At 65.0% G+C, this 11,259-nt stretch carries 10 protein-coding genes and 1 pseudogene; 5 read left to right on the top strand and 6 right to left on the bottom strand.

The genetic code is table 11. From position 1 onward, the window contains the following. Positions 1 to 438: 438 nt before the first annotated feature. Genes chrA through GIW57_RS23035 form a run of 3 tightly spaced genes read right to left on the bottom strand, consistent with a single transcriptional unit; the run spans position 439 to position 3,707 of the window. Positions 439 to 1,704, bottom strand: coding sequence for a chromate efflux transporter (gene chrA / locus GIW57_RS23045; RefSeq protein WP_236513042.1), 1,266 nt, complete (start codon positions 1,702 to 1,704; stop codon positions 439 to 441). Positions 1,705 to 1,740: 36 nt separating this feature from the next. After that, the gene (locus GIW57_RS23040; protein WP_236513040.1) at positions 1,741 to 2,679 is read right to left on the bottom strand and encodes a DUF1259 domain-containing protein; all 939 of its coding nucleotides are present in this window, start codon (positions 2,677 to 2,679) and stop codon (positions 1,741 to 1,743) included. 47 nt (positions 2,680 to 2,726) lie between these two features. Continuing rightward, positions 2,727 to 3,707: a chromate resistance protein ChrB domain-containing protein gene (locus GIW57_RS23035; RefSeq protein WP_236513038.1), complete on the bottom strand. Its 981-nt coding sequence runs from the start codon at positions 3,705 to 3,707 to the stop codon at positions 2,727 to 2,729. A gap of 111 nt (positions 3,708 to 3,818) precedes the next feature. On the opposite strand from GIW57_RS23035, the gene GIW57_RS23030 reads away from it, so the two are divergent. After that, the gene (locus tag GIW57_RS23030) at positions 3,819 to 4,193 is read left to right on the top strand and encodes an EF-hand domain-containing protein (protein WP_236513036.1); all 375 of its coding nucleotides are present in this window, start codon (positions 3,819 to 3,821) and stop codon (positions 4,191 to 4,193) included. A 128-nt stretch (positions 4,194 to 4,321) separates the two neighbouring features. On the opposite strand, the gene GIW57_RS23025 is transcribed toward GIW57_RS23030, so the two are convergent. Together GIW57_RS23025 and GIW57_RS23020 are read right to left on the bottom strand one after the other, a co-directional pair. After that, positions 4,322 to 5,221, bottom strand: a complete 900-nt coding sequence (locus GIW57_RS23025) for a hypothetical protein (RefSeq protein WP_236513034.1) — start codon at positions 5,219 to 5,221, stop codon at positions 4,322 to 4,324. Positions 5,222 to 6,225: 1,004 nt separating this feature from the next. After that, the gene (locus tag GIW57_RS23020) at positions 6,226 to 6,543 is read right to left on the bottom strand and encodes an HPF/RaiA family ribosome-associated protein (protein ID WP_236513033.1); all 318 of its coding nucleotides are present in this window, start codon (positions 6,541 to 6,543) and stop codon (positions 6,226 to 6,228) included. A 96-nt stretch (positions 6,544 to 6,639) separates the two neighbouring features. Here GIW57_RS23020 and nhaR point away from each other — a divergent pair, with 96 nt between their 5' ends. The 3 genes from nhaR to GIW57_RS23005 all read left to right on the top strand — a co-directional run bounded on the left by nhaR (position 6,640) and on the right by GIW57_RS23005 (position 9,877). Continuing rightward, a complete protein-coding gene (gene nhaR, locus GIW57_RS23015; RefSeq protein WP_236513031.1) occupies positions 6,640 to 7,578 on the top strand; it encodes a transcriptional activator NhaR in 939 nt (312 codons plus the stop codon). Positions 7,579 to 7,695: 117 nt separating this feature from the next. Beyond that, positions 7,696 to 8,697, top strand: a complete 1,002-nt coding sequence (locus GIW57_RS23010) for a TerC family protein (RefSeq protein ID WP_236513029.1) — start codon at positions 7,696 to 7,698, stop codon at positions 8,695 to 8,697. Positions 8,698 to 8,713: 16 nt separating this feature from the next. Then, the gene (locus GIW57_RS23005; RefSeq protein WP_236513044.1) at positions 8,714 to 9,877 is read left to right on the top strand and encodes a phospholipase D-like domain-containing protein; all 1,164 of its coding nucleotides are present in this window, start codon (positions 8,714 to 8,716) and stop codon (positions 9,875 to 9,877) included. A 96-nt stretch (positions 9,878 to 9,973) separates the two neighbouring features. Here GIW57_RS23005 and GIW57_RS23000 read toward each other — a convergent pair whose 3' ends face one another. After that, positions 9,974 to 10,762, bottom strand: coding sequence for a hypothetical protein (locus GIW57_RS23000; RefSeq protein WP_236513028.1), 789 nt, complete (start codon positions 10,760 to 10,762; stop codon positions 9,974 to 9,976). Between the two features lie 235 nt (positions 10,763 to 10,997). Here GIW57_RS23000 and GIW57_RS22995 point away from each other — a divergent pair. Continuing rightward, a pseudogene (locus GIW57_RS22995) lies at positions 10,998 to 11,259 on the top strand (cation transporter); the annotation flags it as partial.

The following is an 11,259-nucleotide window of genomic DNA, read 5'->3' as shown; positions in this document are numbered from 1 at the left end:
GGTTGAGGCCCATGAGCCACTGACTACGATGGACTTGCCCGTAAGGTCAGTCAACGCTGAATTGGCCGGAGGCGACACGCTTGTTCAGCGGTGGATGGGCGGGCTTGCTCCTGGGAGCGTACCGACCTCAACACGCGAGCTGCTATGCCACGTCTTCTTCATCCCAGCGCGGCTGCCCCCACGCAATGGCATGGAACCATTGGGCCGCTCTACCTCGGTCCAAGCTAGTGCCGCTTTCGGTAGTTGGTGCCAGGTCGGCCATAAACGCCTGCAGGACCTCGGCCGGCGAGGCACCGTGGCCTTCGCAGTACTCGGCGAAGTCAGGGGGCATGGGGATGGTGAGGGGGGTATAGCGGTCGCGCTCCATGCCTCATTCCTCGAACGTAGAGCTACCAGTGAGCATATCAGCGGCGATTGTCAATGGCTTGCGGATAGTGCCTATGCGGCGATGCGAATAGACAGCGACAGCCAGCCCCACAGTGCCGCTGCGCCGATCACCGCCGGAATCACCAGCTTCGCCTTCGACGCGAACAGCACCGCCAGCACGAGCGCAAACAGGATCACCGCCTCCAGTCCGGTCAGGCTGATCCTCATCAGCGCCAGGGTGGTGCCGGCGATCAGGCCGACCACGCCGGCGGTGAGCCCTTCCAAGAACAGGCGGATGCGCGGCTGGTGCACCACGCGCTCCAGCGCATCGTGGCCGACCAGGGTGAACGCGAAGGCCGGCAGGAAGATGCCGACGGTCATCGCGACCGCACCCCACGGTCCGCCGCCCAGGTAGCCGACGAAGGTCGAGAAGATGATCAGCGGCGCCGGCAGCAGGCCCGACAATGCCAGCCCTTCGAGGAACTGGGTGTTGCTCATCCACACGCCCTGCGTGACCGCGTCGCGCTGCAGGAACGGAATCACCGTATAGGCGCCACCGAAGGTCAGCAGGCCGGCTTTCAGGCCGGACCAGAACAGCGCCAGCATCGGCATGCCGTCGCGGCGCACAGCCTCGGCGTCGCCCGTGCTGCCGCTCAGAGCCGCGAAGCCGGCCAGCCCGCCCATGGCCACCGCGTAGCCGATCACGCCGGCCACGGCCAGCGCGGCCAATGCCCACGCCAGCCGTCGGAACTCTCGTTGCGCCAGCAGGTAGATCCCACCGGCGACGGTCAGGATGATTCCGAAGTGGATGCCGGCCAACTGCGCCGCCGTCGCGCCGATCGCAATACCCCACAGCCAGCGGTCGGTCACCACGTGTTCGCCGATGCGCACCACGGCACGCACGATCAGCGCGGCGACCGCGACCTGCACCGCCGCGAACACCGCCGCCACGCCCTCCGTCTGCAGCCCGTAGCGCACATAGGCCCACGACAGCGCGAACATCAGCACGAAGCCCGGCAACATGAAACCGAGTCCGGCGAGCACGCCGCCCCAGCGTCCGCGCGAGCGCATGCCGAAGTACACGCACAGTTCGTGCGCTTCGGGGCCGGGCAGCACTTGGTAGACCGCCAGCACGCGATTGAAGTGCGCACTGCTGATCCAGCGATCTTCGTCGACCAGTTCCTGCCGGATCATCGCAATTTGCGCGACCGGACCGCCCCAGGCCAGCGCGCCGAACCGGAGGAAGCGCAGGAACAGGCGCAGCCACGGCTCGCGCGGTACGGTGCAGCCGTCGGCATCGCCGTTGGCCAGCGGCACGTCGCTGATCGGTGTAGTCATGGGGCGTCCCTCCAAGGCTTTGGGTCGTCAGCAGGATCAGTGCGTCGTATGCGCTTTGACGGCCTCGCCGGCGGCGGCTTGGGCGTCCAATGCGCTGCGGAAGCCGCGCGCCAGTTCCACCGCCGGCCCCTTGCCCCAGAAGTGGGTGAAGTAGAAACCGGGTTGCTCGCCCATCATGTGGTTGTGCAGCGCGACCACGTGCAGCCCGGCTTCGCGCAGAGCACGCAGCACCGGCTGCACCTCGTCGGCGGTCATGATGAAGTCGCCATCGATCGCGGCCCGCGCATCGCTGCCGCTGAACGCAGCCCAGGTCGTCAGCCCCATCGAGGCGCCGACCCTCTGGCCGTGCATGCGCCCCTCGCGACCAATCGTGATCTTGACCACGCCATCGTTGACCGAGGCGGGATGGCCCACGATTTCGGCAAGCGCGTCGGCGTCGAACTCGCCGGGCACCGGCGTTTCGCCGCCGAAACCGGTCGCCGGTTGCGGCCGCGCCGCACGGACGGCGCGGATCGCATCCCAAACCTCCTTGACGCCGGCGGCCAGCGACTCGGCCTCGCCAGTGCCGCCGATATGCATGAAGTAGACCTTCGGCGAGTCGTAGAAGAAGTGGTTGTGCAGCGCGGTGACGTCCAACCCGTGCGCGAAAGCCGCGTCCATCGCGGCATCGACCTCATCCTGGAACACCACCGTGTCGCCCATGACCATCGCGCCGGTATCGGTCGCGGTGAACGCCGCCCAGGAGCCCAGGCCGGCCGCCGGCGGCAGCGGCATGCCGTCGACGGTGACCTCGACATCGTTGCGGCTCCAGCCGATCCGGACCACGCCATCGTCCGTAACGGTCGGTTTGGCACCGCTCGCCTCGGCGACGATTTGTGGATCTACACTCTCCGCAGCAATCGCAGGCGCCGCCCCCACGGCGCAGGCCAGCAGGGCGGCTACGGAAAGCACGGATCGGAATTGGCGGCAGTTCATCGAAGCTCTCCTATCGAGGGGCAAGTTGGCATCACTGGTGCGGGCACTCACGGCCCCGGTACGGCGTTTTCATTTGATCTGGTGCTCGACGTACCCGATCGGCCCGGCCGCCCATAGCCCGCGTATAGGCTGTCCAGCACGGTCGACATCGCCGTCAGCAGCGCGTCGTCGTCGGCAGCCTGCGCGCGGGCGCCGGTCAGGATCGCGGTGAACCCGGCCGCTTCAGGCACCGGGGTGCCGCCGACGTCCAGGTAGTGCACGAGCGCGCCAAGCCGGGCCAGGCCTTCGTCACCCTCCAGCGCGAAACTGGCGATCAGCACCTCGAACGTGACCCGTGGCCCCACATGGCTGAACCGTGCACCGTCGAAGTCGAACCCAAGTGCCGAGGCCGGGCAGCCCTTCGGCTGCTCCAGCCACAGAAAATGGGCATCGGGATCGATGAAACGGCGGATCAGCCAGGCCGAAGCGACCCGGTCGACCCACAACCGGCGCCGCGTAGCCCAGGTCCGGCCTTGGAACTCGGCGCGGTCGCACAGCGTCACATGGCCGAAGGCCGCGTGCGGCTCGTCGGGCGAGAAGCGCCGATTCGAGAGCGCTTCGGCATCGGCGAGCGCCTGCTCGGTTTGGAGCCGCGCCGCACCCGGGAAGTAATCGATGGCCGCCAGTGCGGCGGCCTCGCGCCGCACGGCCGCCAGCTGCCGCCGCGCTTCGATTTCGTTGACCTTGGCAAATTCAACCTTGAAGGCGTCGAGCTTCTGGAACAACGCGGCGTAATCCTCGCTGCGATCGAATAGGCGCTCCAGCTCGGCCTCTTGGGCGGGACCCGTGCTGTCAAAGCCGACGATCTGAGCGCTGCCGCCGATCGCCGCCACCACTTGCGCCTGCTCTTCGAACACGGCACTTGCTGTCTCGGAGCGCGGCAGCACGTAGACCCCGTCGCGCAAAGCGCCGGCGCCGCTGGCCTTGAGCGCGCGCCAGATGCGCATCCGTGCGGCCGGATTGGACCCGGGGGCGCTGCTCACCAGCATTAGCCAAGAATTCATGTAGAACACATAACACACACAATGTAAGAGCTACAACACACTCTCGCAGCACGCCGCGGCGGATGTTCGCTGTCGGCCCAGCCAGGAGAAGCCGCCATGAGGTCTCAATCAATCGCGTATGCGCTTTCGGCTCTTGCGCTCGCCATCTCATCGGCGCACGCAACTCCCCAGGAAGAGCTGCACCAGTCTGGGGACCGGTTGCCCGCTGCATGCGAGGAACTGGACCACCTCAGCGAAGAGGGGTTCACGCACCGCGAGGAAGTTGCGGCGAAGCAGCAGTGCAACGCGGTCGATATCCGCACCAAATTCGCGGAACTGGATCACGACGGCGATGGGCATCTGCTGCGGAGCGAACTGCCACTGGAGCACGAATTGACTACGCGCTTTGACCAGATCGATTTCGATGGCGACGGCCGCCTCTCCTTGGCAGAAGTTGCCGAACACGATGCGGAAACGAATCCGATCGAATGACGCATCCTGCCCGGGCTGCTGGGCACACCATGAACGGAGTCGCCTTGGGTCTGGCAACACGCGCCGCGAGCCTTGCAGCAGTGCTAGGCCCATGCGGTCATCTCTTTCGGTCCCGCTCGTTGGCTTTTCTACCCCCGCTCCTGCCGACCTCTGCGACCTGCCCCGGAACGGCGACCGCCCCAGCCCTGTTTCCGCTCGGCCCGGGCGCGCAATAGCGCTTCGGCGCGTAGAAGCATGGGCCAGATCATCGCTGGGTGCTGCAAATAATGGCGGTTCACGATCTCATAGTGTCGTCGTACGGGTAGCGGAAACACACTGGGATCCTGAAGCAAGTTGAGAAACCTGGCCGTGACAGTGCCATCGGCGAGAGTGCGCTGACGGTCGGACAACACTTGCCATACCGCTGGCCGCCGCTCGGACAACCAGTCGCTCACCTGCGTGGCAGGGATCAGGAAGGGCGCCTGGAATCCACTTTCATGAAATTCGGTGACCTCACTGGTCAGAAGACGGTTAGCGATCGTATCGAACAACACCCGTTCCCGAGCGCCAGCTCGGTATCGGGCGGCCGGGGAGCAGTGGACGGTTTCAATCGAACGATCTGGCAACACTTCCAGTTGCCCAGAACTGGTATGGATTGCACACAGATTCCGCCTCGGCAGCGGCTGTCGCCAGCAGAAGGTGCAGAACCGGAACGGGTCAATGTACGGATGCCCCGCAATGCGTCGCCAGCGCTCCGTGGGCACTTTCAGGTACCCGCACACGTGAAAAAAGTAGGTCACTTCGACGGAGGTCGGAAACTGGAACTCGCGTGGAGGCACCTTTGTTTGACCGTGAATCAGCTTGACCGCGGCCATCACATCGACCAATGGATGTTCGGATGATCCGCAACAGAACCCCAGGTCGGCGTAGATGAAGAAGAGGCCATCCCAAGAGGCAGCTTTGCGCTTGTAAAAGATTCCGTGGTGGGCCTCGGCGACCAAAGGGACCAGGTGCGCCTTGACCAACCCCATCGCGACGGCCGGAGTCACGGCCCGCCCTTCCATCGCTCCTTTGATGGCGCGAAGCGCACGGGCCACGTCGGGCCCGAAGCGGGCGTCAATCTACATACCGCCAGTCGATTGGACACCGTCGCCAAATGAACTGGACGGCGTCGCCAAATGAACTGGACGGCGTCGCCAAATGAACTGCACGGCGTTGCCAATTGAATTCGACACCGTCGCCAGCTGATTGGACGCCGCCAGAGAGCATGACCGGGCTGAGCGACGTGGCGATCGATTTCCAGCCCCATGAGAGAATCGCCGGCGTGATCACGCGGGTATCAAGCAAATGTCAGCACCAGACGAACCAAATGAGGCGGTGTTGGTGAGCTTCACCGTCAATGAGAAGCAGAGGCTTGAATGTTTAGCAATGGGCTTCGGCCAGACGCTTAGCGAGTACATTCGCGAACGCGTTCTCGCAGAGTCTGGGTGCGAAGAGCAAGTGCTCCGATTCCTGGCCGATTAGTTGACCGCAACAGGGCGAGAAGCCAGGGAATCGCTTGCACGCATGCACTCCGAAGAAGGCGCTTACACGCGCATCGAAACGGCGCAAGAGGACAGGGATAGGATCGTCAAGGAAGTGCGCGATTCGCTTTCAGCCGAAGAACTAGAAGCGTAGCGCGGTTCCTGGGGTTTGAGGCGCAACAGAACGGAGAACCGGCATAAGCCCAAGACGTTTATGCCGTCTTGCGCAGGTTTAGCCGTCCCAATAGACCTTGCAACTGATGTCGCAGGCTTCCTAGCTAGAGCGCTCTAAGTCGAGTCATGTTCCCCGCTTGGGCGCTGCGCGGATCACGCCCCTTTGGTGCTGGCTTCGAAACTGGCGCAACAGCAGTGCCCCGATCCGGCAGTGCGCTTTCAGCGGATGCTTAAGACTGCCCCTGGTGTCAATTCGAGAGGGATCGGCGAAGCCGCAGAGTGCACTGTCTCGAATGTAATGTAGATGAGTTAGCGAGAACCCGCATAACGAACAAGCCGCGCCAGCGCGTAATCGCCTAACGACTAAGCCGTTGACGACGACGCGAAACCGCGCGTACCACCTGACGTTCGACGCGTTGCGCGCCGCCGCCGATCGCGGTGTAGAGATCGTGCCGGCGCTCTTCGATTATCAACGGTCGCATACCACGCACCCGTACTTCAAACTGGCAGGCCTTGTCGACTCCGCCTCGAGGACCGTTTTCATCACGAAGACGGACGATGACGCTGTCGACCACGCCCTGGAAGCGATCGAGTGCATATCTCAGACGCAGGACAACGAACTCACGCAGACTCGAAGTGAGACGAAAACCCTTGGGACGGATGAGAAGTTGCATGACGATTTCCTGTGCGGGTGTGGCCAATGTTGTAACTCGCTCGTGATCTGTAAGAGAATTCGAATATGCAGACCTCCGCCTTCGGGGAATTCGAAGATGCCGCGCAGCCTCAACTACAAGCACCTGCATTACTTCTGGGCGGTCGCCCGTTGGGGCGGAATCACCCGCGCCGCCGAACGCCTGCACCTGACGCCGCAGACGTTGAGCGGGCAGATCAAACAGCTAGAAGAGAGTATCGGCGTGGCGCTGTTCGCCGCGGCCGGCAAACGGCTGGAACTGACCGAGGCCGGGCGACTGGCGTACTCGTACGCCGACGAGATGTTCTCGCTCGGCGCCGAACTGGGCGATGCGCTCAACAGCCTGCCGGAAGGTCGCACCCAAACTTTCCGCGTCGGCATCGAGGATGCCGTGCCCAAATCCTTGGCCCAGCGCCTGCTGGCGCCGGCGCTGGCGCTGTCCGAGCCGGTGCGGCTGGTGTGCAGAGAGGGGGCGCTGGAGTCGCTATTGGGGGAGCTCGCGCTGCACCGGCTCGACTTCGTGCTGTCGCTGCGTCCGGTGCCGCATGGGCTGAACGTGCGTAGCTACAATCACCGGCTCGGGGAGAGCGCGATCGGGCTGTACCGGGCGCAGAACGAGCCGGGCCCGACCATCGCGTTTCCGCAGGGCCTGCATGGCGAGCCGCTGCTGTTGCCCGGCCGCGATTCGCCCATGCGCGCCGCGCTCCTGGTGTGGTGCGAGACGCATCGGGTGGTGCCGCATATAGTCGGAGAGTTCGACGACAACGCGCTGATGAAAGCCTTCGGTGGCGCAGGCGCCGGCATCTTTCCCGCCCCGCTCGCCGCCCGTGAGGAAATTCGCCGCGCCTACGGTGGCGAGTTGCTGGGCGTGGCCGAGGGTGTGGCCGAGGAATACTACGCGATCTCCAACGAACGCCGCGTCAGCCACCCCGCGGTGCGCACCATCATCGAGGCCGCCCCCGCCACATTGGCTAACCCGCTGGCCCAACCTTCGAAAAAAACGAAGACCCGGCACTGATCTTCCGCATCGCGCGGGTCCGCGCCATAGCCTAGGCTTGGCGGGCAGACGGGGCCCTCTGGCAGCACTGCGCTGCGATGTCGTCGCCACCACCACCGCCCTCGGAGGGGCCCAACCATGGACGCGATCGTCGCGCTGCTCTTCAACGAATTCCTCGGCAAGGATGTCTGGCTGTGGCTGCTGTTCCTCGGCATCGTCGTCGCGCTGCTGGTGTTCGACCTGACCGTGCTCAACAAGAAGGACCACGAGATCGGGGTGAAGGAAAGCCTCTGGCTGTCGGCCGGCTACATTCTCATCGCGTTGATCTTCGGCGCATGGGTGTGGTGGTACATGGGCCCGACCAGCGGCGTGCAGTACTACACCGGCTTCCTGATCGAAAAATCGCTTGCGCTGGACAACGTGTTCGTCATCGCGCTGATCTTCAGCTACTTCGCGATCCCGCGCATGTACCAGCACCGCGTGCTGTTCTGGGGCATTCTCGGCGTGATCGTGCTGCGCGCGATCATGATCGGCTTCGGCGCGGCACTGGTCGGCCAGTTCAGCTGGGTGCTGTACCTGTTCGGCGCGTTCCTGATCCTGACCGGGATCAAGATGCTCTGGATGGTGGATCACGTCCCTGACATCGGCAACAACCCGCTGCTCAAATGGATGCGCCGCCACCTGCGCGTTACCCAGGAGATCCACGGCAACCAGTTCTGGGTGAAGCAGCCGGCCAGCGACGCGCCCGGCGCGAAGGCCGTGTGGTGGGCGACGCCGCTGTTCTTCGCGCTGGTGCTTGTGGAGTTTGCCGACTTGATCTTCGCGGTGGATTCGGTGCCGGCGATCTTCGCCATCACCACAGACCCGTTCATCGTCTACACCTCCAACATCTTCGCCATCCTCGGCCTGCGTGCGCTGTACTTCGCGCTGGCGGCGGTGATCCATCGCTTCAAGTACCTCAAGTACGCGCTGGCGCTGGTGCTGGTGTTCATTGGCGGCAAGATTTTCTACAACCAGATCGTGGGCAAGATGGATCCCTGGATCTCGCTGTCGGTCACCTTCGGCCTGTTGGCGATTGGCGTGCTCTATTCCCTGTACAAGACCCGCGATCACCGGCTTGCGACCCCGGCTTCGGGTTGAGGCGGACTTGTCCGACGTGCCGGCATCGCTGCCGTCGCGCTTCGATGCCGAGGCCGCCGTGCCGCCGGTGGTCGCCGGCGATCACCTGTTCCGCTGGCTGGTGGATGGCCGCGGTGCCTACGCGGCGATGCTGGAGCGGATCGCATCGGCGCGCGGCGAACTCGCGCTTGAGTTCTACATCTGCAAGCCGGGCCAGGTTGCCGCGCGCTTCCGCCGTGCGCTGATCGATGCCTGTCGTCGCGGCGTGCGCGTGCGGCTGATGCTCGACGCCTTCGGATCGGACCAGATGGCCCACGGCTATTGGCGCGGGTTCGAGGCGGCCGGCGGCCAGTTGCGCTGGTTCAATCCGCTGGGCCTGTTGCGGCTGAGCTTTCGCAACCATCGCAAGCTGCTGCTTGCTGACGGGGTTGCCATCGTCGGTGGGCTGAACATCGCCGATGAGTACGATGGCGACGGCATCCACAACGGTTGGCGGGACCTGGCGCTCGAGGTGGACGGGCCGCTGGTCGAGGCGCTGTACGCGAGCTTCGAGCGCCACTGGACGCTCGCCCCTTTCGCGCCCGGTGCGTTGCGCGCCTTCGCACGGAGCCGGCCCGTCGCCGGCGCTGCCGCCGGGCAGCCCGCAGTGTTGCTGTCGGGCCCCGGCTGCCGAAGCGCCGAACTGCGCCGCGTCATGCACCGCGACCTGGGGGCCGCGACGCGGGTCGACGCGCACGCGGCTTATTTCCTGCCCTCCGGTCGCATCCGCAGGCTGCTGGCCGCCGTCGCCCGTCGCGGCAGTGTGCGCGTACTGGTGCCGGCCAGCGGCGACGTGCCGCTGGCGCAGCTGGCCACCCGCCACGCCATCCGCCGGATGGCCGGTAGCGGTGTCGGCTTCTTCGAGTACGTCCCGCAGATGCTGCACAGCAAGCTGATCGTGATCGACGACATCGTCTACATCGGTTCGGCCAATCTCGATGCGCGCAGCCGTCTGATCAATTTCGAAGTGATGCTGCGGCTTCCCGTCCCTGCACTGGCCATGCAGGCACGCGCCCTCATCGGGCGCGACCTGGACCACGCACGCCCCAGCGCGTCGCCGGCGACACACGGCTGGACACGGTTGCGCGAACGCATGGCGTACCTGCTGCTGTCACGGGTGGATCCGTATCTGGCCAGGCGCAAGCTGCGCATGCTGCAGTAGTGGACCTGTTTGGTGCGCGCCTGTGGAGGGACCCGCGCTGCAGGCAGGTCCGCCACACGGCGGGCGTCCTGTCGAGCGCCGCGCTTCGACCGTTGTTCAGTGCTCGACGATCCGCACCTCGCTGGCGGCATCGCCCTTGGCGGTGACGGTCAACGTCAGGCCTTGCTCCCCTTTCCGGTACTCCACCGTGGCGCCCGATGGCGAAGAAGCGGTGACGCGCTCGGTGTAACCGCCCGCCAACAGCGGTTGGCGATAGAAGGCCAGCACCTCGGCGAACGGCGCCGGCCCGGCATACGTGACGTCGCGGGCGCCGTCGGCCAACGCATAACCCGTGCGTGTGAGCGCGGGATGGCGAGGCACGCCGACCGGATCTTCCCCGACGACGTCGCCAGCAAGGATCGCCGCTGCGCCCCCGATTCCGGCGACCGCCGCCACCCCCGGAATTGCGACCTCCAGCCGCTTTGATGTCTCCGGGGCGACAGCGGCGAGCGCTGCCCGGCCGCGGTCGAACGTGTCGCGAAGTTCGGGCGCGACTGTATCGAGCCGCTTCGATGTTTCCGGCGCGACAGCGGCGAGCGCCGCGCGACCGCGGTCGAGCGTGTCGCGAAGTTCAGGCGCGACTGTATCAATCCGCTGCTGCGCATCCGGTAGCAGCACGGCGGCAGCTTGGCTGCTTCGATCGATCCAGGCATTACCGGTGCTCCATGCGTGCGACAGCAGCGCGATAGCTGCCCAAACCGTCAGCGCGAACAGCAACAGCATCGTCACGCCAAGCATCAGCCAAGTTCGGCGCGGAATACGCGCGAGCCTGGCCGTAATCGTGCCGCCGAATCCGGCGAGGGCAGGGGTTTTCACAGTCGGTCTCCGGCGCAGAATGCGCTGCATACCATCTTCCGCTGCTGCGGGCCGAATAACAGTCGAATGTACCGAGGTTGGCTTCGGGTTTTTGGAAGATCGTTAACTGAAGTGTGTGGTGATTGTCATGCCAAAAGTGCACCACGAGCTCGGTTGCATACTGCCCAGCGCGGCTCTGCCCAGGACCACCGCCAGCAACCAGCGGAGTATGTTCTGAAGGTTTGCATTGTTCCCCCTGTTCAGCACCCGCAGACGACCCGTGCAGCTGATTGGCCTGTGGGTGCTGCCCCGCACCTGGACGCTGCTGCGCGAGGCCGGGCAGGTGCTGATGCAGGGTGTGCCGAAAGGTGTGGACCTCGATGCCGTTCGTCATGCGCTGAGGAGCAATCCGGGATCGCCGAGGCCCACGACCTTCACGTCTGGACGCTGGCTTCACGCCAACCGGTGAGGACCGCGCACCTGGTGCTGGCCGATCCTCCCTTGGACGCAGACAACGTGCGCAGCAAAGCGACGCAGATGCGGGAGAA

Source organism: Stenotrophomonas sp. PA-6-5C (assembly GCF_021605635.1).
GTDB classification, from domain to species: Bacteria; Pseudomonadota; Gammaproteobacteria; order Xanthomonadales; family Xanthomonadaceae; genus Stenotrophomonas; species Stenotrophomonas lactitubi.
Note: the sequence above shows the minus strand (reverse complement) of the source record. Positions and strands in the feature narration are given on the sequence as shown.

What these genes read in the sequence shown, in the direction of transcription:
- GIW57_RS23020 (WP_236513033.1), bottom strand. Translation starts at nt 6,543, where the DNA reads ATGCAACTTCTCATCCGTCCCAAGGGTTTTCGTCTCACTTCGAGTCTG.
- GIW57_RS23040 (WP_236513040.1), bottom strand. Translation starts at nt 2,679, where the DNA reads ATGAACTGCCGCCAATTCCGATCCGTGCTTTCCGTAGCCGCCCTGCTG.
- GIW57_RS23010 (WP_236513029.1), top strand. Translation starts at nt 7,696, where the DNA reads ATGGACGCGATCGTCGCGCTGCTCTTCAACGAATTCCTCGGCAAGGAT.
- nhaR (WP_236513031.1), top strand. Translation starts at nt 6,640, where the DNA reads ATGCCGCGCAGCCTCAACTACAAGCACCTGCATTACTTCTGGGCGGTC.
- GIW57_RS23000 (WP_236513028.1), bottom strand. Translation starts at nt 10,762, where the DNA reads ATGCAGCGCATTCTGCGCCGGAGACCGACTGTGAAAACCCCTGCCCTC.
- chrA (WP_236513042.1), bottom strand. Translation starts at nt 1,704, where the DNA reads ATGACTACACCGATCAGCGACGTGCCGCTGGCCAACGGCGATGCCGAC.
- GIW57_RS23030 (WP_236513036.1), top strand. Translation starts at nt 3,819, where the DNA reads ATGAGGTCTCAATCAATCGCGTATGCGCTTTCGGCTCTTGCGCTCGCC.
- GIW57_RS23035 (WP_236513038.1), bottom strand. Translation starts at nt 3,707, where the DNA reads ATGCTGGTGAGCAGCGCCCCCGGGTCCAATCCGGCCGCACGGATGCGC.